Genomic DNA, 26,421 nt, shown 5'->3' with positions numbered 1-26,421 from the left:
ATTAGCTTTCTTTCACATCTATTTAATAAAGCCTTTATAATGGCGCTTAACCAGCTGGCTTTCTAACTGTTTCATCATTTCCAGGGCAACCCCTACAACGATGAGCAGTCCAGTTCCTCCTACTTGTACGCTTGGCGGCAGATCAGCTACTGCTCCAAGTATAATAGGAAGAATGGAAACAGCTGCCAGGAAGATGGACCCTACGAATGTTAACCGGTACATCACTCTAGTTAAATACGTCTCTGTATTAGCACCAGGGCGTATACCAGGGATATAACCGCCTTGCTTCTTCAAATTCTCTGCCATCTGCTCAGGATTTACCTGAACAAAAGTGTAGAAATATGTGAAGGAAATAATTAACGCAACATAGATAATCATTCCAGGCCAATTCTGATAATCAAAAATATATTGAATTACAGAGGCTACTTCATTACCTTCAAAGAAGCCAGCTACCGTACTCGGCGCAATGATAAAGGAGATGGCAAAGATTACTGGAATAACCCCTGCTGCATTCACCTTGATCGGAAGGTGAGTCGAATGACCACCTACGGGAGAACGATTCACAAGCTTCTTAGCATACTGGATAGGAATCTTACGAAGCGCTTGCTGAATAAAGATAACTCCAACAACAACCGCAACAATGACTAATGCAAGAATTGCAAGAATCACTATATTAATAAATAACTCCTCACCTGCACCAGATATATACTGGTCATACAGCTGATTTGCTCCAGTCGGTATCGCCGCTGCGATACCGGCAAAGATTAAGATGGAAATACCATTTCCAACACCGTGAGACGTAATCTGCTCACCAAGCCACATTAAGAACGCCGTTCCTCCAGTTAAGACAAGTGCGATGACAGCGAATTTCATTGGACCAGGTTCAGCGATAAGCTGTCCTCCAGCCAGTGCGTTGAAACCAATTGACATCCCAATTGCTTGAATAAAGGCTAGAACAATCGTTCCATAGCGGGTAAACTGAGCTAATTTTCGACGGCCGACTTCACCTTGCTTTTTCCATTCCGCAAACTTAGGTACTACATCCATCTGCAGCAATTGCATAATGATGGAGGCCGTGATGTATGGCATAATCCCCATAGCGAATATGGAGAAATTCTGCAATGCACCGCCCCCAAATGTGTTCAAGAAACCAAAGGCATTCTGTTCATCCATGAAGTTAATGGCATCTCGATCTGAAAAAGGCACAGGGATGAAAGTTCCCAGGCGAAATACAACGAGCATCAATAATGTGAAGATAATTTTCCGTCGAATATCACCCACGCGCATAAAATTGGAGATTGTCCGGAACATTAAATCACCTCAGTTTGACCGCCCGCTGCTTCAATAGCTTCTTTAGCTGAAGCAGAGAACTTATGAGCTTTCACTGTAAGCTTCTTCTCAATTGAACCTTTAGCAAGTACTTTAATACCTGCTTTCTCCTTGCTTACTACGCCAGTTTCAAGAAGAAGTTCAGGTGTAACTTCTGTGCCCTCTTCAAAACGGTTAAGAGCATCAAGGTTTACAATAGCAAATTCTTTACGGTGAATGTTTGTAAAACCACGTTTAGGCAAACGTTGGAATAGTGGCATTTGACCACCTTCGAAACCTGGACGGGTTTTGCTTCCAGATCGTTGTCCCTGCCCTTTGTGGCCGCGGCCTGAAGTCTTACCATTACCAGAAGCCATTCCACGTCCAACACGGTTGCGCTTCTTGTTCGTACCTGATACTGGTTTAAGTTCATGCAGTTTCATGCGAGCACCTCCTTATAGTTGATTCTGTTCTTATACTTCTTTAACGGAAACAAGGTGTGCAACCTTGTTAGTCATACCTCGGATAGCTGGGTTATCTTCAACTACGACAGTTTGACGAATTTTGTTAAGACCTAGCGCTTTTACAGTAGAACGCTGATCCTGTGGTCTGCCAATCACACTGCGCGTGAGGGTAACTTCTAACTTTTTAGCCATTTCATTTCCCTCCTTATCCTACAGTTCTTCTACGGACTTCCCACGAAGGCGGGCAACGTCTTCTGCACGCTTAAGCTCTCCAAGCCCAGTTAGTGTCGCGCGCACCATGTTAATAGGTGTGTTTGAACCAAGAGACTTAGAAAGAATGTCTTGAACACCTGCAAGTTCAAGTACGGCACGTACAGGACCACCTGCGATAACTCCGGTACCTTCTGCAGCCGGCTTCATAAGAATGCTGCCTGCACCGAACTGTCCTGTAATTTCGTGAGGAATCGTTGTATCTTTAATTGGTACTGAAATAAGATTCTTCTTCGCATCATCAATAGCCTTTTTAATAGCATCTGGTACCTCTTGAGCTTTACCAGTCCCAAATCCAACGTGGCCATTTTTATCACCTACGACAACCAATGCAGCAAAACGGAAACGGCGTCCACCTTTTACAACTTTTGCAACACGGTTAATCGTAACTACGCGTTCTTCAAGATCAAGTTTACTAGGGTCAATGTTTGTTAGCATGTATGTCCCTCCTTTAACGATTAAAATACTAGACCGGCTTCACGAGCCGCATCTGCTAATGCTTTCACACGTCCATGGTACAAGTAACCGCCGCGGTCAAACACTACGACTTCATAGCCGTTATCTTTAGCGCGCTTAGCGACTAATTCACCGACTTTTTTAGCTGCTTCCACATTACCTGTGTTATCAAGTCCGAAATCTTTTTCAGCAGTAGAAGCACTCGCCACAGTGGTTTGCGTTTCATCATTGATTAATTGTGCATAGATGTGTTTATTTGAACGATAAACGTTTAAACGCGGGCGTTCAGCTGTTCCTACAACGCTTGAGCGCACACGCGCATGGCGTTTTTTACGAACAACATTCTTATCAGCCTTCGTGATCATCTAAAAGTCACTCCTTTCTATTCCTACCTAAGAACCTTATTTAGCTGTCTTTCCTTCTTTTCTACGAACGTATTCGTTCTCGTAACGAATTCCTTTGCCTTTATATGGCTCTGGAGGACGGATAGCACGGATCTTAGCGGCAACAGCACCAACTAGTTCTTTGTCGATTCCTTTAACAGTAACTTTGGTGTTTGAAGGAACTTCAATTTCAATTCCGTCGCGTTTCTCTACTTCTACAGGGTGAGAGTATCCAGCGTTAATAACAACTGTTTCTCCCTGCTTCTGAGCACGATACCCAACACCAATGATTTCAAGGCTTTTCTCGTATCCTTTGGAAACACCCTCAACCATGTTACCGATCAGGCTGCGGGTAGTACCGTGAAGAGCACGATGTTCTTTGTTGTCACTTGGACGTGATACTGAAAGAACGTTATCTTCAACCTTCACTGTAATATCCTCATGGAACGTACGAGTTAATTCACCTTTAGGGCCTTTAACTGTGATTGTATAATTATCCTGAATGATTTCTACACCTTCAGGGATTTCTAATGTTTTCAATCCTACACGAGACATTCATCTGCACCTCCTGTCTTTATAAGTTTCGATTACCAAACGTAAGCTAAAACTTCGCCGCCGATGGCTTGTTCGCGAGCTTCTTTGTCTGTTAGTACACCTTTAGAAGTGGAAACAACAGCCACTCCAAGTCCGTTAAGAACCTTTGGAAGCTCTTCAGCTTTAGCGTAAACACGCAGGCCTGGTTTACTGATACGTTTCACTCCGCTAATTACACGCTCATCGTTTTGACCGTATTTTAGGAAGATGCGCAGCACACCCTGCTTGCTGTCTTCAACAAATTCATAATCACGTACAAAACCTTCACGCTTAAGGATATCTGCAATCTCTTTTTTCACTTTGGAAGCTGGCAGTTCAAGCTTCTCGTGACGTACCATATTCGCGTTACGAATACGTGTAAGCATATCTGCAATTGGATCTGTCATAGTCATAACTTATATACCTCCTTCCCTGTCTCGGGTTTACCAGCTGGCTTTTTTGACGCCAGGGATTTGTCCTTTATATGCAAGTTCACGGAAACAAATACGGCAAAGTTTGAATTTGCGCAGTACGGAATGAGGACGTCCGCAACGTTCACAGCGAGTGTATTCGCGTACTTGATACCTTTGTTTGCGCTGTTGCTTCGCGACCATTGATTTTTTAGCCACAATTTTCCCTCCTTATGGTTAGCTCATTATTTCTGAAACGGCATACCGAATTGAGCTAATAGTTCACGTGATTCTTCGTCAGTGTCAGCAGTTGTGACGATAACGATGTCCATGCCACGCACTTTATCTACTTTGTCATAATTAATTTCTGGGAAAATCAACTGTTCTTTTACACCTAGAGTGTAGTTTCCACGACCGTCAAAAGCTTTCTTTGAGATCCCGCGGAAGTCACGCACACGTGGTAAAGATACAGCAATTAGTTTTTGGAAAAATTCAAACATGCGCTCTCCACGCAATGTAACTTTCGCACCGATTGGCATACCTTCACGCAGACGGAATCCCGCGATAGATTTTTTAGCTTTCGTGATCATTGGTTTCTGACCAGAGATTTGAGATAGTTCCTCAACAGCTGAGTCAAGTGCTTTCGCGTTTTGAACAGCGTCACCAACACCCATGTTAATTACGATCTTTTCAATCTTAGGTGCTTGCATAACAGAGTCATAGTTAAACTTGCTCATCATAGATGGCACAATTTCTTCTTGATATCTTTTCTTAAGTTCGTTCATCAAGTGGCCCTCCTTTCGTCACTGGATTATTTATCTAATGCTTCACCAGATTTTTTCGCGATACGAACTTTCTTGCCGTCTTCAACTTTGTAACCAACACGAGTTGGTTCGCCGGATTTAGGATCAATCGGCATAACGTTTGAGACGTGAATTGACGCTTCCTGAGTAAGAATCCCACCCTGTGGGTTATCTTGAGAAGGCTTCGCGTGTTTCTTCACTTCGTTAATTCCTTCGACGAGGACACGGTCTTTCTTAGGATAAGCTTCAAGGATCGTTCCTTGCTTACCTTTGTCCTTGCCGGAAATAACCATTACTTTGTCACCTTTTTTCACGTGCATGCTTCGCGCACCTCCTTAACAAGGCTTGTCATTAAACGATTTATAATACTTCTGGAGCTAGTGATACAATCTTCATGAATTTAGCATCACGAAGTTCACGAGCAACTGGTCCAAAGATACGAGTCCCACGAGGACCTTTATCATCACGTACAATTACGGCTGCATTTTCGTCAAAACGGATGTAAGAACCATCTTTACGACGCATTCCGCTCTTAGAACGTACAATTACGGCTTTTACTACTTCACCTTTTTTAACAACGCCCCCTGGTGTTGCCTGTTTCACAGTAGCAGTGATTATATCACCGATGTTAGCAGTCTTACGGCCGGATCCGCCCAATACTTTAATAGTTTGGATTTCACGCGCACCAGAGTTGTCGGCTACTTTCAAACGAGTTTCCTGTTGAATCATACACTGTAACCTCCCTTCGGAATCTATCCGAGCGAACTATATTAGATAATAACAGACTCTTCTACAACTTCAACTAAACGGAAACGCTTCGTTGCTGATAGCGGACGAGTTTCCATGATGCGCACAACGTCACCATTTTTAGCCTGGTTGTTTTCGTCATGAGTCTTGAATTTTTTAGAATACTTTACGCGCTTGCCATAAAGCTTGTGGAATTTATAAGTTTCAACTAGAACAGTGATTGTTTTATCCATTTTGTCAGATACTACACGGCCAGTGTAAACTTTACGATCATTACGTTCACTCATGTGAGGGTGACCTCCTCTCATCTATTAGTTATTTACGCCTAGCTCACGTTCGCGAGCAACAGTTTTCATTCGAGCGATGGACTTGCGAACTTCGCGAATACGCGCAGTGTTCTCAAGTTGACCTGTTGCCAGCTGGAAACGCAGGTTAAAAAGTTCTTCTTTCAAAGACTTCACTTTTTGTTCAATTTCGGCAGTGGTTAATTCACGGATTTCATTAGCCTTCATTGATTTCACCACCAATTTCTTCACGTTTTACAAATTTAGTTCTAATCGGCAGTTTATGAGAAGCAAGACGCAGCGCTTCGCGTGCAACCTCTTCAGATACACCTGCTATTTCGAACAAAATTTTACCTGGTTTTACGACAGCGACAAAACCTTCTGGAGCACCTTTACCTGAACCCATACGTACTTCGAGGGGTTTAGCAGTATAAGGTTTGTCAGGGAAGATTTTGATCCATACTTTACCGCCACGCTTCATGTAACGAGTCATAGCGATACGCGCTGCTTCGATTTGACGAGCAGTGATCCATGCTGGATCAATTGCTTGTAGTCCATATTCTCCGAATGATACGGATGTGCCGCCTTTTGCACGACCTTTTAGGCTGGCACGGTGTTGACGACGATATTTAACACGTTTAGGCATTAACATAATGCTTTTCCCCCTTCCTTATTTTTCGTTTTTAGTTGGAAGGACTTCTCCACGATAAATCCACACTTTAACACCAAGCTTACCGTAAGTTGTGTCAGCTTCTGCAGTTCCATAATCGATATCTGCGCGAAGTGTGTGAAGTGGTACTGTTCCTTCACTGTAATATTCAGCACGAGCAATATCTGCACCGCCAAGACGTCCTGATACTTGTGTACGGATACCTTTAGCACCTGCACGCATTGCGCGTTGGATTGTTTGTTTCTGTGCACGACGGAAAGACACACGGTTTTCCAGTTGACGTGCAATATTGTCAGCTACAAGAGTAGCGTTTAAGTCAGGCTTCTTCACCTCAACGATGTTGATGTGAACACGTTTGCCAGTTAGTTCATTCAGCGATTTACGAAGTGCTTCAACTTCTGAACCGCCTTTACCGATAACCATACCTGGTTTACCTGTGTGAATTGTAATGTTCACGCGGTTTGCTGCACGCTCAATTTCGATTGTAGAAACGGCAGCGTCTTTAAGACGTTCTTCAGTATATTCACGAATCTTAATGTCTTCATGCAATAAGTCAGCGTAGTCTTTGCCAGCGTACCACTTTGACTCCCAGTCACGGATAACGCCGATTCGAAGACCTACCGGATTAACTTTTTGACCCACTGATTATCCCTCCTTCTTTTCTGATACAACCACGGTGATGTGGCTGGTACGTTTGTTGATTTGGCTTGCACGTCCCATCGCACGTGGACGGAACCTTTTAAGTGTTACACCTTCATTTACAAACGCTTCGGAAACGTATAAGTTGTCTGGATCCATTTCATAATTGTGTTCAGCATTAGCAATCGCAGATTTAAGCACCTTCTCGATAACTGGAGAAGCGCCGCGCTGAGTTAAGCGCAATGTTGCGATCGCGTCACCTACGTTTTTTCCTCGGATTAAATCAATAACTAGACGAGCTTTACGAGGAGCAATACGAACGGTTTTAGCAACTGCTTTAGCTTGCATTAGAGTGCCTCCTCTCTACTTTAGCGTTTTGTTTTCTTATCGTCACCAGAGTGCCCTTTGAACGTACGGGTTGGCGCGAATTCACCAAGTTTGTGACCTACCATATCTTCAGTCACGTATACAGGTACATGTTTGCGTCCGTCATAGACGGCGATTGTGTTTCCAACAAAGTTTGGGAAGATCGTAGAACGACGTGACCATGTCTTGATCACCTGGTTCTTGCTGTCTTCGTTCAACTTTTCTACTTTTTTCATTAAATGGTCATCTACAAAAGGTCCCTTTTTTAGGCTGCGGCCCATGAATAAACCTCCCTTCGTGATTGAGAGACGGGAATCATCACCCGTCGTTCAACCCCGTTTATTTTTTACCTCTTCTACGAACGATATATTTATCAGACGGCTTGTTGCGCTGACGAGTCTTGTAACCAAGAGTTGGTTTACCCCATGGAGATACTGGAGAAGGTCGGCCGATTGGCGCACGTCCTTCACCACCACCGTGTGGGTGATCGCTAGGGTTCATAACAGAACCACGAACAGTCGGGCGCTTGCCTTTCCAGCGGGAACGTCCTGCTTTACCTACACTGATTAATTCGTGCTCTAAGTTACCAACCTGCCCAATTGTAGCACGGCAAGTACTTAGTACAAGGCGAACTTCACCAGAAGTAAGACGTACCAGCGTGTACTTTTCTTCACGACCAAGGATTTGTGCTGAAGCACCAGCTGAACGTACAAGCTGACCTCCGCGTCCCGGCTTAAGCTCAACGTTGTGTACAATTGTACCAACAGGAATATCCTTCAACTGAAGAGCATTTCCAGTTTTAATGTCAGATCCTTGACCTGAGATGATTTCGTTACCTACCTTAAGTCCTTTAGGAGCAAGGATGTAACGCTTCTCACCATCAACGTAGTTAATTAGTGCAATGTTTGCGGAGCGGTTCGGATCGTATTCGACCGTAGCAACGCGTCCAGGTATTCCATCTTTATCACGCTTAAAGTCGATGATACGATATTGACGCTTGTGACCTCCGCCCTGATGACGAACTGTCAGCTTACCCTGGTTGTTACGTCCTCCACGCTTGTGAAGCGGAGTAATCAGGGAGCGTTCAGGTTTGTCAGTAGTGATTTCAGCAAAATCAGATACTGTCATGTGTCGACGACCGTTAGTAATTGGTCGGAACTTTTTAATCGCCATCTTTTTTCCCTCCTTCACTTACAAATTTTATATTTTATACTTCAAAGAATTCTAGTTCTTCGCTGTCTTCAGTCAACGTAATAACTGCTTTCTTACGGTCAGAACGGTAACCGCCGTAACGACCCATACGCTTGAACTTACCTTTTAGGTTCATCGTGTTTACACCAGCTACTTTAACACCGAAAATTTCTTCGACTGCATTTTTGATTTCGGTTTTGTTAGCATACGTGCTCACTTCAAACGTATATTTCTTTTCTCCCATAAGGTCAGCAGAATGTTCAGTAATGACAGGGCGTTTGATAATATCGCGTGGTTCTTTCATTATGAGAGCACCTCCCCTGCTTTTTCAGCTGCTTCCTTCGTCAGGATAAGCTTGTCATGCGTTAGTAAATCTAACACACTTACTTGATCTACAGTAGTTACACTAACTGTAGGGATATTGCTTGAAGAAAGAACGATATTTTCATTCTTATCTGCTGTAACAATTAGAGCTTTTTCATTTACTTCAAGCCCTTTAAGAATGTTTACTACTTCTTTTGTCTTAGGTGCATCAAGAGATAGATCTTCAAGTACGATCACGCTGTTCTCCTGTACTTTAGAAGAATAAGCAGATTGAAGAGCTAAACGACGAACCTTTCTAGGAAGCTTGTAGCTGTAGCTGCGCGGTGTAGGGCCAAATACAGTTCCTCCACCTACCCATTGTGGTGCCCGAATTGTACCTTGACGCGCACGTCCAGTACCTTTTTGGCGCCATGGTTTACGTCCGCCGCCACGTACTTCAGAACGGTTTTTTACTTTGTGTGTCCCTTGACGCAAGGATGCTTGCTGGGCCACAGCTGCTTCATGTAAAACATGAGTGTTCGGTTCAACACCGAAAACAGCATCATTTAGTTCGATATCTCCAACTTTAGAGCCGCTTTGGTTTAATAGTGCTACTTTAGGCATGACATTATCCTCCCTTCCTATAATTATTTGCTAGCCTTAACTGCACTCGTAACTTTAACGTAAGATTTTTTCGCTCCAGGCACATTACCTTTAATAAGCAGTAAATTACGCTCAGCGTCCACTTTCACTACTTCAAGGTTTTGCAGAGTTACTGTTTCGCCACCCATTTGTCCTGCAAGGCCTTTACCTTTGAAGACTTTAGACGGGTCAGCACCTTGTCCCATAGAGCCAGAACGACGGTGGAAACGGGAACCATGGCTCATTGGCCCGCGGGATTGATTGTGACGCTTGATCGCACCTTGGAAACCTTTCCCTTTAGAAGTTCCTGTTACATCAATTACATCTCCAGCTTCGAAAATATCCACCTTAACCTCTTGACCAAGTTCATAGTCTTCAAGGTTTGTATTACGGAATTCACGAATGTAGCGCTTAGGTGATGTGCTTGCTTTCTCAGCGTGACCTTGGTCCGCCTTCTTCAATCGGTTAGACTTCTGATCAGCAAAACCTAGTTGAAGAGCGTCATAGCCGTCGTTTTCAGCAGTTTTCATTTGCAGCACAACGTTTGGTTCTGCTTGAACTACTGTTACTGGAATAAGCTCGCCATCTTCCGAGAAGATTTGAGTCATACCGACTTTACGTCCTAAGATTCCTTTCGTCATCCGTTACACCTCCTAATATAAGTTCAAATTTTTATAGTTTAATTTCGATATCCACACCTGATGGAAGATCAAGACGCATTAGCGAATCAACCGTCTGCGGCGTTGGATTAACAATGTCGATTAGACGTTTGTGTGTACGCATTTCGAACTGCTCACGAGCATCTTTATACTTGTGAGTTGCACGAAGTACAGTATAGATAGACTTCTCAGTTGGAAGCGGAATTGGACCAGATACGTTTGCTCCAGAGCGCTTCGCTGTATCTACGATTTTCTCAGCGGACTGATCAAGAACCCTGTGATCATACGCCTTTAAACGAATACGAATTTTTTCTTTTGCCATTATTTTCCCTCCTTCTTCGCCCATTTTTTGAAATAGACATTCTCCGCGAAAATTCTCTCGACACACTAGCCATGGCAAAGGGGCCGGGTGTGTCAACAACCTTTCGCTTCATCGCCTTTTATGACCAACATTACTCATTATAAAGAAGAACTGTGGCCAATGCAAGAGTTTTTCATAAATATTTATCTATGAACACCTCAAAATATTATACTAAGAATTATAGGCAATTTCAACAAGGTTAAACAATTTTTTTAAATCTATAATAAATTAAATATGAAGAGAGATAAAATAGTTCCGTTACTTCTATATTTTTACGAGCTGCCAAGGATCAATCCAAAAGTTTTACAGGTCCCTCACTTATGGTATCGACAACTTTCCAAACCCAAAAAAACAAGCAGTCACTCAAAGAGTGCTGCTTGTTTAAGCTGTTTTCAATTATTCAGTAATTTTAGCAACAACGCCAGCGCCTACAGTACGGCCGCCTTCACGGATAGAGAACTTAGTTCCATCTTCGATTGCGATTGGAGAAATAAGTTCGACTGTCATTTCTACGTTGTCACCAGGCATTACCATCTCTACGCCTTCTGGAAGTTGAATAACTCCAGTTACGTCAGTTGTACGGAAGTAGAACTGTGGGCGGTAGTTAGAGAAGAATGGAGTGTGACGTCCACCTTCATCTTTAGATAGTACATATACTTCTGCTTGGAATTTAGTGTGTGGAGTGATAGTGCCAGGCTTAGCTAGTACTTGTCCACGGTTGATCTGTTCGCGGTCAACACCACGAAGCAGGGCTCCAATGTTATCGCCAGCTTCAGCATAGTCAAGAAGCTTACGGAACATTTCAACACCAGTGATTGTTGTTTTCTTAGCTTCTGGAGCAAGACCGATGATTTCAACTTCGTCACCGACTTTGATTTTTCCACGCTCAACACGTCCAGTTGCAACAGTACCACGACCAGTGATTGAGAATACGTCCTCAACAGGCATCATGAATGGCTGATCAACGTCACGCTCAGGGTTTGGAATGTGCTCATCTACAGCAGCCATTAGGTCGAAAATCGCTTGCTCATAGTTTTCGTCACCTTCAAGAGCTTTAAGAGCAGAACCGCTGATTACTGGTACATCGTCTCCATCGAAGTCGTACTCAGAAAGAAGATCGCGAACTTCCATTTCAACTAGCTCAAGAAGTTCTTCGTCGTCTACCATGTCAACTTTGTTTAGGAATACTACGATCGCAGGTACACCTACTTGACGGGAAAGAAGGATGTGCTCACGAGTTTGCGGCATTGGACCGTCAGCAGCAGATACTACTAGAATCGCTCCGTCCATTTGTGCAGCACCAGTGATCATGTTTTTAACATAGTCAGCGTGACCTGGGCAGTCAACGTGTGCATAGTGACGGTTTTCAGTTTCGTACTCTACGTGTGCAGTAGAGATAGTGATCCCACGCTCGCGCTCTTCTGGAGCACCGTCAATCATGTCATAAGCCATGGCTGAACCAGAACCGGATTTCTTGTGAAGTACAGTAGTGATAGCAGCAGTTAGTGTAGTTTTACCGTGGTCAACGTGGCCGATAGTACCAATGTTAACGTGGTCTTTGGAACGGTCAAATTTTTCTTTACCCATTCTATATTTCCTCCTTTAAATAAAAACAAAGTGTATTTTTAAACTCAATTTATATGTGAAGCGCGAGGGGTGTTCACCCCTACGCTTACAATACAAGTTATACTTTAACTTTGCAAAAAAATCAATTACTCACCAGCATTTTTCTTGATGATTTCTTCAGAAATGCTCTTCGGTACTTCTTCATAGTGATCGAAGTGCATTGTGTACGTTCCGCGGCCCTGTGTGTTGGAGCGAAGCGCAGTTGCATAACCGAACATTTCTGAAAGGGGTACAAATGCTTTAACCACTTGTGCAGTACCGCGAGTTTCCATACCTTCAACACGTCCACGACGGGAAGTTACGTCACCCATGATATCCCCCATATATTCTTCAGGAATAACGACTTCAACCTTCATCATTGGTTCAAGAAGAACTGGTTTACATTTGTTTTTAGCTTCTTTAAGTGCCATTGATGCAGCAACTTTAAACGCCATTTCGTTAGAGTCAACGTCGTGGTAAGAACCGTCATAAAGAGTGGCCTTAATGTCTACCATAGGGTAGCCGGCAAGTACACCATTCTCCATGGATTCTTTAATTCCCTGTTCTACAGAAGGAATGTATTCACGTGGCACGACTCCACCAACGATTTTGTTTACGAATTCGTAGCCGGCGCCTTCTTCGTTAGGTTCAAATTCAACCCATACGTGACCGAATTGTCCACGACCACCGGACTGACGAACGAACTTACCTTCCACCTGCGCACTTCCACGGAAGGTTTCACGGTAAGCCACTTGAGGAGCACCAATGTTCGCTTCAACTTTAAACTCACGACGAAGACGGTCAACGATGATGTCAAGATGAAGCTCACCCATACCAGCGATGATAGTTTGACCAGTTTCTACGTTAGTTTCAGTTTGGAATGTTGGATCTTCTTCAGCAAGTTTGCCGAGTGCAATGGACATTTTGTCTTGATCGGCTTTAGATTTAGGCTCGATCGCAACAGAGATAACTGGTTCAGGGAATTCCATAGATTCAAGAATAACAAGACTCTTCTCATCACATAGAGTATCACCAGTTCCAGTGTCTTTAAGACCAACAGCACCAGCAATGTCACCGGCGTATACGGTAGAAATCTCTTCACGAGAGTTTGCGTGCATCTGCAGGATACGTCCTACACGTTCACGCTTATCTTTTGTAGAGTTCTTAACGTATGAACCTGAGTTTAGTGTACCTGAGTAAACACGGAAAAACGTAAGTTTACCAACATAAGGGTCGGTCGCTACTTTAAATGCTAAAGCGGAAAACGGCTCTTTATCGTCAGGCTTACGAACAACAGGTTCCTCTGTTTGTGGTACGTGACCTTCAATTGGAGGTACGTCTAATGGAGATGGAAGATAATCAATAACTCCATCAATTAAAAGCTGTACACCTTTGTTTTTGAAAGCAGAACCACAGAATACAGGATAGAAATCCACTGTTAGAGTTGCAGCGCGGATAGCAACTTTTAACTCTTTGTTTGAAATTTCTTCCCCTTCAAGGTACTTCATCATTAGATCTTCATCAAGTTCCGCAACTGCTTCTACAAGCAATCCACGATACTCATCAGCTTGTTCTTTATACTCATCCGGAATCGGACGAGCTTCTGCGCGTGTACCTAGATCATCCAGGTAGAAGAAGGCTTCCATAGTTACTAAATCGATGATTCCTTCGAAGTCATCTTCTGCACCAATTGGAAGCTGAACCGCCGCAGCATTTGCTCCCAGACGGTCTTTTAAGGTACCTAAGGAGTAAATGAAATCTGCGCCAATTTTATCCATTTTGTTGATAAATACAATACGTGGTACACCATAAGTTGTTGCCTGACGCCATACAGTTTCAGTTTGTGGTTCAACACCAGACTGAGCATCGAGTACAGCTACAGAACCATCAAGTACACGCAGGGAACGCTCAACTTCTACTGTGAAGTCTACGTGTCCTGGAGTATCAATGATGTTAATACGGTGGTCTTTCCACTGAGCAGTCGTGGCAGCGGAAGTGATTGTGATTCCGCGCTCCTGTTCCTGCTCCATCCAGTCCATTTGGGAAGCCCCTTCGTGAGTTTCGCCAATTTTGTGGATACGTCCTGTGTAGAAAAGAATACGCTCGGTGGCAGTCGTTTTACCGGCATCAATGTGAGCCATGACACCGATATTACGAGTCCTTTCCAAGGAGAACTCTCTAGCCATGATTTTTTCTCCTTCCTGAGTGAAAGTGTTTTTCGTTGATGATTACCAACGATAGTGAGCGAATGCTTTGTTTGCTTCCGCCATTTTGTGCATATCTTCACGGCGCTTAACTGAAGCACCAGTGTTGTTTGCAGCATCTAGAATTTCGTTAGCAAGACGTTCTTCCATTGTTTTCTCTCCGCGAAGACGCGCATAGTTCACAATGAAACGAAGTCCAAGTGCCTGGCGGCGCTCCGGGCGAACCTCAACTGGTACTTGGTAGTTGGATCCACCTACACGACGAGCGCGCACCTCTAGTACTGGCATTACATTTTTCATTGCTTGATCAAAAGCTTCCATAGCGTCGTTTCCGCTACGCTCCTGAACAAGTTCAAATGATTTATAAAGAATCTTCTGAGCTTTACCGCGCTGTCCGTCAACCATAATTTGGTTGATTAAGCGAGTAACTAGCTTAGAGTTATACATTGGATCTGGTAACACATCACGTTTAGCTACTGGTCCCTTACGTGGCATATGTTCCCCTCCTTTCCTTAAAGTTATTTATAAAAAACTGCTTATTTCTTAGGCTTCTTCGTACCGTATTTAGAACGACCTTGCATACGTCCATCTACGCTTGCGGTATCAAGTGCACCACGAACGATGTGATAGCGGACACCAGGTAAGTCTTTAACACGTCCGCCACGGATAAGAACAACACTGTGTTCTTGCAGGTTGTGGCCGATTCCAGGAATGTAGGCGTTCACTTCAATCTGGTTAGTTAAACGAACACGGGCATACTTACGTAGTGCAGAGTTCGGTTTCTTAGGAGTCATCGTTCCTACACGTGTGCAAACTCCACGCTTTTGAGGAGAAGACAGATCCGTCATACGCTTCTTGTAGCTGTTGTAGCCTTTGTTCAACGCTGGTGAGTCAGACTTTTTACCTTTGCTTACTCGTCCTTTACGAACTAGTTGGTTAATTGTTGGCATTTTGTTATCCTCCCTTCGATTTTTAATACCACACATCCAGGTGGTTCATAAAAAGGCAAAAAACAAAGCTTTCGCGAATCACCGCCAAAACTTTATTGCTTTATCGCCACTGTAGCAGCTCCAACATCAATGCCGCACGCATTACCTAACTCTCGCATCGAATCCACTTTCGTGTGAGGGATGTTTAGTTGTGCAGCTAGTTTTGCTACTTTTAATGTCATGGACTGATCGGCATCGTCAGCCGTTATGACTTCAACCACTCTACCATTTTTCATAGCTTTAAGTGTTTGTTTGGTCCCAATGACTATTTCTGATTTAGCCTGTGCTACTTTTTCATAAGACATCTGCATATCCTCCAAAGTAACATGGATAAACGGAAGCACCTTGATTATATTATCACTAGCTCAAACCCCATGTCAACTGGATTTTAAAAATAGTGTCTCAAGATACTTCCTCTTTTTATCCTCTGTTAAACTTCAACTGATTTTTTTTAAAATTGAGTGACTTCTTCAGCAGGTTTACTTTGCTCTTCCTGCTGTTCGGACTCGGCTTTAATCTTACGGTATCTCGTCATACCTGTTCCGGCTGGAACGAGTTTACCGATAATTACGTTCTCTTTCAGACCTAGTAATTCATCGCGTTTACCTTTGATGGCTGCATCTGTCAGGACACGAGTCGTTTCCTGGAAGGATGCGGCTGAAAGGAAGCTGTCCGTTTCAAGGGAAGCTTTTGTAATCCCGAGAATAACTGGCCGGCCGACTGCCGGCTGACCGCCTTCCATAAGAACTTTTTGGTTTGCTTCTTTAAACTGGTGGATTTCAAGCAATGAACCTGGAAGTACATCAGTATCCCCAGAGTCGAGAACACGGATTTTACGAAGCATCTGGCGGACCATTACTTCTACGTGTTTATCAGAAATCTCAACACCTTGCATACGATAAACTTTCTGCACTTCTTTCAACAGGTATTCCTGAACTCCATCAAGCCCCTGAACTGTAAGCAGTTCTTTAGGATCAATGGAACCTTCAGTAAGCGGGGACCCTGCTTCTACTTGATCACCCACAGAAACTTTAAGACGAGAACCATATGGAGCTGTATAAGAACGAGATTCAACCGCTCCTTGAACAACGATTTCTTGTTTTTCTTTCACTTCGCTGATCTCATGAACAGTACCTTCAATCTCCGTGATAACAGCCTGACCTTTAGGGTTACGTGCTTCAACGATTTCTTGAATACGCGGCAGACCCTGCGTGATATCGTCTCCTGCTACCCCGCCTGTGTGGAAGGTACGCATTGTAAGCTGTGTACCAGGTTCTCCGATAGACTGAGCAGCTATAATACCTACTGCTTCTCCTACTTCAACTTCATCACCTGTAGCCAAGTTGCGACCATAACACTTCTTACAAACACCGTGCTTCGTATTACAAGTAAATGCAGAACGGATGGTGATCTCTTCAATACCTGCGTCCACGATCAGCTTAGCAGCATCTTCAAAAATCACTTCGTTTCGAGTAGCGAGCACTTCTCCTGTTTCAGGGTGCTGTACCGTTTGGAAGGCTGTGCGTCCTACAAGACGGTCGACCAGCGGTTCGATGGTTTCAGTACCTTCTTTAATCGCACTAACTGGAAGTCCACGGTCGGTACCGCAGTCCTCATCGCGAACGATAACATCCTGTGCAACGTCAACGAGTCGACGAGTCAAGTAACCTGAGTCAGCTGTCTTAAGTGCTGTATCGGCAAGACCTTTACGAGCACCGTGAGTTGAGATGAAGTATTCCAGAACGGTCAAACCTTCACGGAAGCTGGATTTGATCGGTAATTCAATGATTCGTCCAGCCGGGTTAGCCATAAGCCCACGCATACCTGCAAGCTGCGTGAAGTTAGATGCGTTACCACGCGCTCCTGAGTCACTCATCATAAAGATTGGGTTTCTAGGATTCAGCGTATTCATCAAGCGGTCCTGAATATCATCTTTACAAGCTGACCAAATCTCAATCACTCGGTCATAACGCTCTTCTTCTGTGATTAGACCACGACGGAACTGTTTAAGGACTTTGTCTACTTTACCTTGAGCTTCTTCGAGAATTTCTTGTTTCTCAGGTAATACTACGACGTCGGATACACCAACTGTAATACCAGCTTTAGTAGAGTAAGCAAAACCTAGATCCTTCATACGGTCCAGCATCTTAGATGTTTCACTGATAGAGAAGCGTTTAAACACTTCAGCAATAATATCTCCCAGTATACCCTTCTTGAACGGCAGAACGAGTTCGCGTTTAGCGATATCCTCTTTAATGTTCGTACCTTTCTCGACAAAATAATGTTCAGGAGTTTTTATTTCAAGGTTCTGTTGAGTCGGCTCGTTCATGTAAGGGAACGAGTTCGGAAGCATTTCATTGAAAATCAGCTTACCAATAGTCGTAATCAATAGTTGGTTGTTCTGTTTTTCAGTAAATGTTTCGTTGTTTAATGAATTAGCTTGAACGGCAACACGCGTGTGTAAATGTACATACCCGTTTTGGTAAGCCATTATAGCTTCATTTAAATCTTTTACAACCGTACCTTCTCCTACAGCATTCTCGCGCTCAAGAGTGAGGTAATAGTTACCAAGCACCATATCCTGAGACGGTGTTACAACAGGCTTACCATCCTTAGGGTTAAGAATGTTTTGTGCCGCAAGCATTAGAATTCGTGCTTCAGCCTGCGCTTCTGAAGATAATGGAACGTGTACAGCCATTTGGTCACCGTCAAAGTCAGCGTTATAAGCTGTACAGACGAGCGGGTGAAGACGAATCGCACGGCCTTCAACTAATGTTGGTTCAAAGGCCTGAATTCCAAGGCGGTGCAATGTAGGGGCACGGTTTAACAGCACCGGGTGCTCCTTAATTACATCCTCAAGAACGTCCCACACCTCTGGGTGAACGCGTTCAATCTTACGTTTGGCTGACTTAATATTATGCGCTAATCCACGGGAAACGAGCTCTTTCATAACGAATGGTTTAAACAATTCAAGAGCCATTTCTTTTGGCAGTCCACACTGGTACATTTTCAAGTTAGGACCTACGACGATAACGGAACGACCTGAATAGTCAACACGCTTACCAAGTAAGTTTTGACGGAAACGTCCTTGCTTACCTTTTAACATATGAGAAAGAGACTTAAGCGGTCGGTTACCTGGTCCAGTTACTGGGCGGCCACGTCGGCCATTATCGATTAAAGCATCGACAGCTTCTTGAAGCATACGTTTTTCATTCTGCACGATTATCGTCGGGGCTCCAAGGTCAAGAAGACGCTTCAAGCGATTATTACGGTTGATCACTCGGCGGTAAAGGTCGTTTAAGTCTGAGGTGGCGAAACGTCCGCCATCCAGTTGAACCATCGGACGTAATTCTGGAGGGATGACCGGAAGAACATCAAGGATCATCCATGATGGGTCATTTCCTGAATTACGGAAAGATTCAAGCACTTCAAGGCGTTTGATCGCACGAGTACGACGCTGTCCTTGAGCAGACTTCAACTCTTCCTTCAACGTGTCAACTTCAGCGTCAAGGTCAATATCGGAAAGAAGCTTACGTATCGCTTCCGCACCCATTGCAGCCTGAAATCCTTTGCCGAATTTCTCCCGGTAAGAGCGGTACTCTTTTTCTGATAAAAGCTGTTTCTTATCTAAAGCTGTTTCTCCCGGCTCCGTTACGATATAAGCCGCAAAGTAAATAACTTCCTCCAGCGCGCGGGGAGACATGTCAAGAACAAGACCCATACGGCTTGGAATTCCTTTAAAGTACCAAATGTGAGAAACAGGGGCAGCTAACTCTAAATGCCCCATACGCTCACGACGGACTTTGGCCTTGGTCACTTCTACGCCACAACGGTCACAGACTACACCTTTGTAACGGACACGCTTGTATTTACCACAGTGACATTCCCAGTCTTTCTGAGGTCCAAATATGCGTTCACAAAACAATCCGTCTTTCTCTGGCTTTAACGTACGATAGTTAATGGTTTCCGGCTTCTTAACCTCTCCGTAAGACCAGGAGCGAATTTTGTCAGGTGAAGCCAGACCTATTTTCATATACTCAAATTTATTAACATCTAGCAAGGGGCCTACCTCCCTTTTAGTATCCAGGTTCTACCCTAAGCTTTATCAACTAGTCTTATTGTTCTTCAAGATTCATGTTTTCAGATTCTTGTGTTTGGTCTTCCTCGATATCACGCATTTCGATCTCTTCGTCTTCTCCGTTTAGGATCTTAACGTCCATGCCTAAACTTTGAAGTTCTTTAATTAGAACCTTAAATGATTCCGGCACACCGGGTTCTGGTACGTTGTCTCCTTTGACAATGGCTTCGTACGTTTTCACACGGCCTACAACGTCATCAGATTTAACCGTTAAGATTTCTTGCAGTGTATAAGCGGCACCATATGCTTCAAGCGCCCATACTTCCATCTCACCAAAACGCTGACCACCAAACTGAGCTTTACCTCCAAGAGGCTGCTGCGTTACAAGGGAATAAGGTCCAGTAGAACGCGCGTGCAGTTTATCGTCAACCATGTGTGACAGCTTAATCATATACATGACACCCACTGAAATACGGTTGTCAAACGGTTCACCCGTTCTTCCATCGTAAAGAATCGTTTTAGCATCACGGGCCATGCCTGCTTCATCAAGCGTTTCCCAGACATCTTCCTCACGGGCTCCGTCAAATACCGGCGTCGCTACGCGAATGCCAAGCTGACGGGCCGCCATTCCGAGGTGCAATTCCAGCACCTGCCCAATGTTCATACGAGATGGTACACCGAGTGGGTTTAACATGATATCCACAGGTGTTCCATCTGGAAGGTATGGCATGTCCTCCTCCGGAAGAATCTTCGAGATAACCCCTTTGTTTCCGTGACGTCCAGCCATTTTATCCCCTTCAGAGATTTTTCGTTTCTGAACAATATAAGCACGGATCAGCTGGTTTACTCCTGGCGGCAGTTCGTCTCCATCTTCACGGTTGAAAATCTTAACGTCCAGAACAATTCCTCCGGCTCCGTGAGGAACACGAAGAGACGTATCACGGACTTCACGTGCCTTTTCACCGAAAATCGCATGAAGAAGACGTTCTTCAGCTGATAATTCTGTAACCCCTTTTGGTGTTACCTTACCAACAAGCAGGTCTCCATCGCTTACTTCAGCCCCAACACGGATAATCCCGCGCTCGTCTAAATCACGCAAAGCGTCTTCTCCTACGTTTGGAATATCACGGGTGATTTCTTCCGGTCCAAGCTTCGTGTCACGTGCTTCTGATTCATATTCTTCAATATGAATCGAAGTATATACGTCATCTTTCACGAGACGCTCACTCATAATGACGGCATCCTCATAGTTATAACCGTCCCAAGTCATGAATGCTACAAGCGGGTTCTGGCCAAGTGCCAGCTCTCCCATATCCATTGAAGGTCCGTCGGCGAGGATTTCTCCTTTCACCACACGGTCTCCCTTAGATACAATCGGACGCTGGTTGTAACAGCTTCCCTGGTTAGAGCGGATGAACTTCTGCAGACGGTAACGATCTAAGTCGCCTTCTACTTCTTTACCGTCTACTTCTGAAACGCGGCGGACAAGAACTTCTTTTGCTTCTACTCTTTCTACAATTCCTTCGTGACGACAGATGACAGCAGCTCCAGAATCTTTACCTGAAACGTATTCCATCCCTGTTCCAACAAGCGGTGCATCCGGTTTTAGAAGAGGCACAGCTTGACGCTGCATGTTAGCACCCATAAGAGAACGGTTGGAGTCATCATTCTCAAGGAAAGGAATACAAGCCGTAGCCGCAGAGACGACCTGCTTAGGTGAAACGTCCATATAATCCAGACGCTCACGGCTTACCACTGTGTTTTCCCCGCGGAAACGAGCAATAACTTCTTCGTCAGTAAATGAGCCATCTTCATTCAGCTTAGCGTTGGCCTGAGCTACAACGTAATGGTCTTCTTCATCTGCTGTAAGGTAGTCGAAGTGAGAAGTTACCTGATTTGTCTCAGGATCCACACGACGATACGGTGTTTCTATAAAACCAAACTCATTTACCTTCGCATAGGAAGACAAGGAGTTAATCAAACCAATGTTCGGACCTTCCGGTGTTTCGATTGGACACATACGACCATAGTGGGAGTAGTGAACGTCACGCACTTCAAAGCCTGCGCGCTCACGCGTTAAACCACCAGGTCCAAGTGCTGAAAGACGACGTTTATGCGTTAACTCAGCAAGAGGGTTCGTCTGGTCCATAAACTGTGAAAGCTGAGAGCTTCCAAAGAACTCTTTAATCGATGCAATTACAGGACGAATGTTAATCAGCTGCTGCGGCGTTATAGAAGATGTGTCCTGAATGGACATACGCTCACGTACCACACGCTCCATACGGGACAAACCAATACGGAACTGATTCTGAAGAAGTTCCCCAACCGAACGAAGCCGGCGGTTTCCTAAGTGGTCAATGTCATCGGTTCCTCCAACAGTATGCAGCAAATTAAAGAAGTAGCTGATCGATGAAAGGATATCCGCTGGTGTAATATGTTTCACATCACGGTCAATGTTGGCATTACCAATCACATTGATAGAACGCTCCCCTTCAGGATCAGTTGGGTCTACTATTTTCACAGATTGAACGCGGATTGGATCCTCCAGCACACCATCTACAGGTTCAAGAACCCGCTCACTCATCGTTTCTTCTTCATCGTTGAAATGAGGAATTAAACGATCCAGCAATCGACGATCGATTTTAGATCCTTTTTCCGCCAATACTTCCCCAGTTTCTTCATCAATAAGTGTCTCTGCCAGGGTTTGGTTAAAGAGACGTTCTTTAATGTGAAGCTTCTTGTTCATTTTGTATCGTCCTACGCGAGCTAAATCATAGCGCTTCGGATCAAAGAAACGGGAAACCAGGAGGCTTTTTGCATTTTCTACTGTCGGCGGCTCACCCGGGCGCAGACGCTCGTAAATTTCAAGCAGTGCCTTTTCACTGTTTTCTGTGTTATCTTTCTCAAGCGTATTCTTCAAGTACTCATTCTCACCGATTAAATCAGTAATTTCCTGATCGGTTCCGAATCCTAAAGCACGAAGCAATACGGTAATAGGAAGCTTACGTGTACGATCGATACGAACGTGAACTACATCTTTAGCATCCGTCTCGAATTCAAGCCATGCTCCACGGTTTGGAATAACCGTTGCTGTATATCCACGCTTTCCGTTCTTATCTATTTTTTTATTAAAATAGACACTAGGAGAGCGAACTAGTTGAGATACGATGACTCGTTCAGCACCATTAATAATAAACGTGCCGGTATCAGTCATTAACGGGAAATCTCCCATAAACACTTCTTGTTCTTTCACTTCACCTGTCTCATTATTTAGAAGACGTACCTTTACACGAAGCGGAGCATTATAAGTAACGTCCCGGTCTTTTGATTCATCAACCGGATACTTCGGCTCTCCTAAGCTGTAATCTACGAATTCAAGTGACAGATTTCCTGTGAAATCTTCAATGGGCGAGATGTCTTTAAACATCTCTTTCAAACCTTCTTCTAAGAACCATTCATAAGAAGCGGTTTGAATTTCTATGAGGTTAGGTAAGTCCAGTACCTCACTAATACGTGCGTAACTTCTGCGTTGGCGGTGTCGTCCATATTGAACTAGTTGACCTGTCAACTGATTCACCCCTTCAATCAAGCATTTTTAAAACGAAAAAAGGGTTCGGCAAAGACATGCCGAACAGGCTTGCGGTTGATCTTGCCACAAGCACTATTTAAACATCCGCAAAATCAGCGGATGGTGTTTCTTCATTTCTCTCTAACGTTAGACAAAAAAGAAAAAGGGTTTTCAAGTAAAAACCTCATTTCACTTCACATGTACGATTTACCATTCTATCCAGTTTCAACCCTTTTATACAAGGATTGAAAAAAAGACTTGACATCAAAAAGGTCATATTGGCATTTTTCAATAATACCACACAGAAAAAACCGAGTCAAACCTTTTTAGATTTCAGAATATAATAGCCTTTCTTCTTAACTATTATTTCTGCGTTCCCAAACAACTCTTCAAGCTTCTCTTTTGCAGATGGGGCGCCTTGCTTCTTCTGAATAACGATCCACAGTTCCCCTTCTGGATCCAGGGCAGCAAACGATTCTTCGAACATAGCGTGAACTACTTGTTTCCCCGCACGGATCGGGGGATTTGTTAAAATCGCCGCAAAGGATTCGTTTTCTAAATTAGAAAAACGATCACTTTCCTTTATCGTCACATTATCCACTTGATTTTGTGCAGCATTCTTACGAGCAAGATGAAGCGCCCGTTCGTTGACGTCCACCATCAATACTTTTCGATCAGTATGAGCTTTCGCGATCGACAAACCAATCGGCCCGTATCCGCACCCAAGATCAAGAACGTCTCCGGATATTGGAGGTGGAGTAAAAGCGTCAATCAGCACTCTTGATCCAAAGTCAACTTCAGCTTTTGAGAACACAGCATGATCGGTCGTAAAAGTAAATGAATGCCCTAATAAAGCATAAGTCCAGGACTTCTCATTACTTTTGGCCTCTGTTGATTTTGAATAATAATGTTCAGACATTCAGTACACCTTCTTATAGAAAGATAAGGAAAAAGAAAGCCCGCCGATAATCAGCGAGCTTTACTTCAATCTATCAATTACTTAAGTTCTACAGAAGCGCCAGCCTCTTCAAGCTTAGACTTGATTTCTTCAGCTTCTTCTTTAGCAGCGCCTTCTTTAACTGGCTTAGGAGCGTTATCAACAAGCTCTTTAGCGTCTTTAAGACCAAGACCAGTGATTTCACGAACTGCTTTAACTACTTTAATCTTAGAGCTTCCAGCAGATTCTAGTACTACATCAAATTCAGTTTTCTCTTCTTCAACTTCGCCACCTGCAGCAGCACCGCCGGCAGCAACTGGAGCTGCAGCAGATACACCAAATTCTTCTTCAATTGCTTTAACTAGGTCGTTAAGCTCAAGAACAGACATTTCTTTAATCGCTTCGATAATTTGTTCGTTAGACATGAGAAATTTCCTCCTTAGATTTTAAAATATTTTTATTAACCGGAAACAAGTGCAAGCTTATGCACTTTCTTCTTCTTTTTGATCCGCAATTGCTTTTGTCGCGTATGCGAAGTTTCGTACTGGTGCTTGAAGCACGCTTAGGAACATAGAAACAAGTCCCTCGTAGTTTGGAAGAGTAGCAAGCTCTTTGATTTGCTCAAGAGTAGCAACTTTTCCTTCGATCACGCCGCCTTTAAGTTCAAGACTGTCATGATCTTTCGCAAAGTTGTTCAAGATTTTCGCTGGTGAAACAGCGTCATCTTCACTAGTTGCAAGAGCTGTCGGTCCAGTCAGGACTTCATCAAGATCAGTTAGTTCAGTTTCCGCAGTAGCACGGCGAGTCATAGTGTTTTTGTACACTTTGAAATCCACCCCTGCTTCACGCAGCTGAGCACGAAGTTCTGTAACTTCAGTAACGTTAAGACCGCGGTAGTCTACTAGTACAGCAGATTTACTATTGCGAAGCTTCTCAGCGATTTCTGAAACAACCTGCTGCTTTTGCTCAATAATTTTGCTCATCATTCCACCTCCTATTGACTTAGCATCATACCGATTGGAGCCCGTGTTTTACATAAAATAAAAGTACCTCCATGAAGACATGGAGGTACGTATGCCAGAGCAGCACCGTGCTGCAATGTTTATTCACACACACCTCGGCAGGAATTTAAGCGGCGGACCGCTCCTGCTGTCTTCGGTATAACGTATTTAATTTATACAACGCTTCTAATTATAATGAATCAAAAACGGAAAGTCAACTATAATTATTACTTCACGTAGCTGGAAACATCAACTTTGATGCCAGGGCCCATCGTGGAAGATACAGCAGCATTACGCATGTAAGTACCTTTCGCAGCCTGCGGCTTTGCCTTAACCAGTGCGTCAGTAATAGCTTCGAAGTTCTCTTTAAGTTTCTCTTGATCAAAAGAAGCTTTGCCAATCGGCACGTGGATGTTAGCAGCTTTATCAACGCGGTATTCTACTTTACCAGCTTTGATTTCGTTTACTGCTTTTTCAACTTCAAAAGTTACTGTGCCCGTTTTAGGGTTTGGCATCAAGCCTTTAGGTCCAAGCACACGGCCAAGTTTACCAACTTCAGCCATCATGTCTGGAGTAGCCACAACTACGTCAAAATCGAACCATCCTTGATTAATTTGGTTAATCAAGTCCTGCTCTCCTACGTAATCTGCTCCAGCCGCTTCTGCTTCCTTCGCTTTATCACCTTTAGCGAATACAAGTACACGCTGTGATTTCCCTGTGCCGTGTGGAAGAACCATCGCTCCACGGATTTGCTGGTCCGCTTTCTTAGGGTCTACTCCAAGACGAAACGCCGCTTCAACTGTCTCATCAAATCCTGCTTTAGATGTTTCTTTTACAAGGCCGATTGCTTCATTTACTTCATAAGCTTTTGTACGATCAACAAGTTTTTGCAGTTCTTGCTGCTTTTTGCTTTTCTTAGCCATTATTAATTTCCTCCTCATTGTGGTTTTAACGGATTAACCTCCCACGAATAAAGGTTGCGAACCAAGGATCACTCCTGTGTCGCAACCTTCAACTCCATTAGAGTGACGCTGTGGGATTAGTCTTCAACTGTGATTCCCATGCTGCGCGCTGTACCTTCAACCATACGCATTGCAGCTTCAACGTCAGCAGCGTTCAAGTCAGGCATTTTTGTTTCCGCGATTTCTTTTACTTGATCGCGTTTAACAGTAGCTACCTTGTTACGGTTCGGCTCACCTGAACCTGATTCGATTCCCGCTGCTTTCTTAAGCAGAACAGCAGCTGGTGGAGTTTTTGTAACAAATGTAAAAGAACGATCTTCAAAAACAGAGATCTCAACCGGAATAATCATTCCTGCTTGATCTTGTGTTTTAGCGTTAAATTCTTTACAGAAGCCCATGATATTAATACCCGCTTGTCCTAGTGCCGGTCCTACCGGTGGAGCTGGGTTTGCTTTACCTGCTGGAATCTGTAGCTTTACAACTTTAATAACTTTTTTAGCCACGAGACACACCTCCTTAAAGTCCGTGATGTGGTAATAGGGATTTTC

The 26,421-nt window shown here is 43.9% G+C and carries 34 protein-coding genes and 1 other annotated feature; all 34 genes read right to left on the bottom strand.

Features of this window, described 5'->3' with window-relative positions:
* Positions 1-18: 18 nt before the first annotated feature.
* The 34 genes from secY to rplK all read right to left on the bottom strand — a co-directional run bounded on the left by secY (position 19) and on the right by rplK (position 26,376).
* Positions 19-1,311: a preprotein translocase subunit SecY gene (gene secY, locus LF822_RS21940; protein WP_253926224.1), complete on the bottom strand. Its 1,293-nt coding sequence runs from the start codon at positions 1,309-1,311 to the stop codon at positions 19-21.
* Positions 1,311-1,751 (bottom strand): 50S ribosomal protein L15, encoded by a 441-nt coding sequence (rplO, locus tag LF822_RS21935; RefSeq protein ID WP_253926223.1) that lies wholly within the window; start codon positions 1,749-1,751, stop codon positions 1,311-1,313. The genes secY and rplO overlap by 1 nt, the downstream gene beginning before the upstream one ends.
* 30 nt (positions 1,752-1,781) lie before the next feature.
* Positions 1,782-1,964, bottom strand: a complete 183-nt coding sequence (gene rpmD / locus LF822_RS21930) for a 50S ribosomal protein L30 (RefSeq protein ID WP_253926222.1) — start codon at positions 1,962-1,964, stop codon at positions 1,782-1,784.
* Between the two features lie 18 nt (positions 1,965-1,982).
* Positions 1,983-2,480, bottom strand: a complete 498-nt coding sequence (gene rpsE / locus LF822_RS21925) for a 30S ribosomal protein S5 (protein WP_188379101.1) — start codon at positions 2,478-2,480, stop codon at positions 1,983-1,985.
* 20 nt (positions 2,481-2,500) lie between these two features.
* Entirely contained in the window at positions 2,501-2,863 is a 363-nt protein-coding gene (gene rplR / locus LF822_RS21920) for a 50S ribosomal protein L18 (protein ID WP_253926221.1), read from the bottom strand.
* A 36-nt stretch (positions 2,864-2,899) separates the two neighbouring features.
* Positions 2,900-3,436, bottom strand: a complete 537-nt coding sequence (rplF, locus tag LF822_RS21915) for a 50S ribosomal protein L6 (protein WP_253926220.1) — start codon at positions 3,434-3,436, stop codon at positions 2,900-2,902.
* A 32-nt stretch (positions 3,437-3,468) separates the two neighbouring features.
* Complete coding sequence (rpsH, locus tag LF822_RS21910; protein ID WP_253926219.1) at positions 3,469-3,867, bottom strand: 30S ribosomal protein S8; 399 nt, start codon at positions 3,865-3,867, stop codon at positions 3,469-3,471.
* A 30-nt stretch (positions 3,868-3,897) separates the two neighbouring features.
* Positions 3,898-4,083, bottom strand: coding sequence for a type Z 30S ribosomal protein S14 (locus LF822_RS21905; protein WP_253926218.1), 186 nt, complete (start codon positions 4,081-4,083; stop codon positions 3,898-3,900).
* 26 nt (positions 4,084-4,109) lie between these two features.
* Complete coding sequence (gene rplE / locus LF822_RS21900) at positions 4,110-4,649, bottom strand: 50S ribosomal protein L5 (protein ID WP_253926217.1); 540 nt, start codon at positions 4,647-4,649, stop codon at positions 4,110-4,112.
* Between the two features lie 26 nt (positions 4,650-4,675).
* Positions 4,676-4,987, bottom strand: a complete 312-nt coding sequence (gene rplX / locus LF822_RS21895; RefSeq protein WP_253926216.1) for a 50S ribosomal protein L24 — start codon at positions 4,985-4,987, stop codon at positions 4,676-4,678.
* Between the two features lie 40 nt (positions 4,988-5,027).
* Complete coding sequence (rplN, locus tag LF822_RS21890; RefSeq protein WP_188379106.1) at positions 5,028-5,396, bottom strand: 50S ribosomal protein L14; 369 nt, start codon at positions 5,394-5,396, stop codon at positions 5,028-5,030.
* A 41-nt stretch (positions 5,397-5,437) separates the two neighbouring features.
* Positions 5,438-5,701 carry a 30S ribosomal protein S17 gene (rpsQ, locus tag LF822_RS21885; protein ID WP_253926215.1) on the bottom strand — a complete coding sequence of 88 codons (264 nt, stop codon included), beginning with the start codon at positions 5,699-5,701 and terminating at the stop codon, positions 5,438-5,440.
* 24 nt (positions 5,702-5,725) lie between these two features.
* A complete protein-coding gene (rpmC, locus tag LF822_RS21880; protein ID WP_008636054.1) occupies positions 5,726-5,926 on the bottom strand; it encodes a 50S ribosomal protein L29 in 201 nt (66 codons plus the stop codon).
* Complete coding sequence (rplP, locus tag LF822_RS21875) at positions 5,916-6,350, bottom strand: 50S ribosomal protein L16 (RefSeq protein WP_101847022.1); 435 nt, start codon at positions 6,348-6,350, stop codon at positions 5,916-5,918. Before rplP ends, rpmC begins: the two co-directional genes overlap by 11 nt.
* Positions 6,351-6,368: 18 nt before the next feature.
* Positions 6,369-7,010 (bottom strand): 30S ribosomal protein S3, encoded by a 642-nt coding sequence (gene rpsC, locus LF822_RS21870; protein ID WP_253926214.1) that lies wholly within the window; start codon positions 7,008-7,010, stop codon positions 6,369-6,371.
* A gap of 3 nt (positions 7,011-7,013) precedes the next feature.
* A complete protein-coding gene (gene rplV, locus LF822_RS21865) occupies positions 7,014-7,355 on the bottom strand; it encodes a 50S ribosomal protein L22 (RefSeq protein WP_101847026.1) in 342 nt (113 codons plus the stop codon).
* Between the two features lie 20 nt (positions 7,356-7,375).
* Positions 7,376-7,654: a 30S ribosomal protein S19 gene (rpsS, locus tag LF822_RS21860; protein WP_253926213.1), complete on the bottom strand. Its 279-nt coding sequence runs from the start codon at positions 7,652-7,654 to the stop codon at positions 7,376-7,378.
* 58 nt (positions 7,655-7,712) lie between these two features.
* Positions 7,713-8,546, bottom strand: coding sequence for a 50S ribosomal protein L2 (rplB, locus tag LF822_RS21855; protein WP_253926212.1), 834 nt, complete (start codon positions 8,544-8,546; stop codon positions 7,713-7,715).
* A gap of 34 nt (positions 8,547-8,580) precedes the next feature.
* Positions 8,581-8,868, bottom strand: a complete 288-nt coding sequence (gene rplW, locus LF822_RS21850; RefSeq protein ID WP_253926211.1) for a 50S ribosomal protein L23 — start codon at positions 8,866-8,868, stop codon at positions 8,581-8,583.
* On the bottom strand, positions 8,868-9,491 hold the full coding sequence (gene rplD, locus LF822_RS21845) for a 50S ribosomal protein L4 (protein WP_253926210.1): 624 nt from the start codon (positions 9,489-9,491) through the stop codon (positions 8,868-8,870). Before rplD ends, rplW begins: the two co-directional genes overlap by 1 nt.
* Positions 9,492-9,514: 23 nt before the next feature.
* The gene (rplC, locus tag LF822_RS21840) at positions 9,515-10,150 is read right to left on the bottom strand and encodes a 50S ribosomal protein L3 (protein ID WP_253926209.1); all 636 of its coding nucleotides are present in this window, start codon (positions 10,148-10,150) and stop codon (positions 9,515-9,517) included.
* 31 nt (positions 10,151-10,181) lie between these two features.
* Positions 10,182-10,490 carry a 30S ribosomal protein S10 gene (gene rpsJ / locus LF822_RS21835; protein ID WP_079525128.1) on the bottom strand — a complete coding sequence of 103 codons (309 nt, stop codon included), beginning with the start codon at positions 10,488-10,490 and terminating at the stop codon, positions 10,182-10,184.
* Between the two features lie 435 nt (positions 10,491-10,925).
* Complete coding sequence (gene tuf, locus LF822_RS21830) at positions 10,926-12,116, bottom strand: elongation factor Tu (protein WP_253926208.1); 1,191 nt, start codon at positions 12,114-12,116, stop codon at positions 10,926-10,928.
* Positions 12,117-12,241: 125 nt separating this feature from the next.
* On the bottom strand, positions 12,242-14,320 hold the full coding sequence (gene fusA, locus LF822_RS21825) for an elongation factor G (RefSeq protein WP_253926207.1): 2,079 nt from the start codon (positions 14,318-14,320) through the stop codon (positions 12,242-12,244).
* 42 nt (positions 14,321-14,362) lie between these two features.
* Complete coding sequence (rpsG, locus tag LF822_RS21820) at positions 14,363-14,833, bottom strand: 30S ribosomal protein S7 (RefSeq protein ID WP_253926206.1); 471 nt, start codon at positions 14,831-14,833, stop codon at positions 14,363-14,365.
* Positions 14,834-14,874: 41 nt separating this feature from the next.
* Positions 14,875-15,288, bottom strand: a complete 414-nt coding sequence (rpsL, locus tag LF822_RS21815; RefSeq protein WP_253926205.1) for a 30S ribosomal protein S12 — start codon at positions 15,286-15,288, stop codon at positions 14,875-14,877.
* Positions 15,289-15,380: 92 nt separating this feature from the next.
* Entirely contained in the window at positions 15,381-15,632 is a 252-nt protein-coding gene (locus tag LF822_RS21810) for a 50S ribosomal protein L7ae-like protein (RefSeq protein WP_253926243.1), read from the bottom strand.
* A 146-nt stretch (positions 15,633-15,778) separates the two neighbouring features.
* Positions 15,779-19,387, bottom strand: a complete 3,609-nt coding sequence (gene rpoC / locus LF822_RS21805) for a DNA-directed RNA polymerase subunit beta' (RefSeq protein ID WP_253926204.1) — start codon at positions 19,385-19,387, stop codon at positions 15,779-15,781.
* 55 nt (positions 19,388-19,442) lie between these two features.
* A complete protein-coding gene (rpoB, locus tag LF822_RS21800) occupies positions 19,443-22,973 on the bottom strand; it encodes a DNA-directed RNA polymerase subunit beta (protein ID WP_253926203.1) in 3,531 nt (1,176 codons plus the stop codon).
* 316 nt (positions 22,974-23,289) lie between these two features.
* Complete coding sequence (locus LF822_RS21795; RefSeq protein ID WP_253926202.1) at positions 23,290-23,892, bottom strand: class I SAM-dependent methyltransferase; 603 nt, start codon at positions 23,890-23,892, stop codon at positions 23,290-23,292.
* Positions 23,893-23,969: 77 nt separating this feature from the next.
* Positions 23,970-24,335, bottom strand: a complete 366-nt coding sequence (gene rplL, locus LF822_RS21790) for a 50S ribosomal protein L7/L12 (RefSeq protein ID WP_253926201.1) — start codon at positions 24,333-24,335, stop codon at positions 23,970-23,972.
* Between the two features lie 57 nt (positions 24,336-24,392).
* Complete coding sequence (gene rplJ, locus LF822_RS21785; RefSeq protein WP_253926200.1) at positions 24,393-24,893, bottom strand: 50S ribosomal protein L10; 501 nt, start codon at positions 24,891-24,893, stop codon at positions 24,393-24,395.
* A 48-nt stretch (positions 24,894-24,941) separates the two neighbouring features.
* Positions 24,942-25,087, bottom strand: a sequence feature (ribosomal protein L10 leader region).
* A 51-nt stretch (positions 25,088-25,138) separates the two neighbouring features.
* Positions 25,139-25,834 (bottom strand): 50S ribosomal protein L1, encoded by a 696-nt coding sequence (gene rplA / locus LF822_RS21780; protein WP_253926199.1) that lies wholly within the window; start codon positions 25,832-25,834, stop codon positions 25,139-25,141.
* A gap of 116 nt (positions 25,835-25,950) precedes the next feature.
* Complete coding sequence (rplK, locus tag LF822_RS21775; protein WP_173917969.1) at positions 25,951-26,376, bottom strand: 50S ribosomal protein L11; 426 nt, start codon at positions 26,374-26,376, stop codon at positions 25,951-25,953.
* Positions 26,377-26,421 lie beyond the last annotated feature (45 nt).

It is taken from the genome of Halobacillus sp. A5, from assembly GCF_024189315.1.
Classification (GTDB): Bacteria; Bacillota; Bacilli; order Bacillales; family Halobacillaceae; genus Halobacillus_A.
The sequence above is the reverse complement of the archived record's forward strand: the minus strand, read 5'-3'. Positions and strand labels throughout refer to the sequence as shown.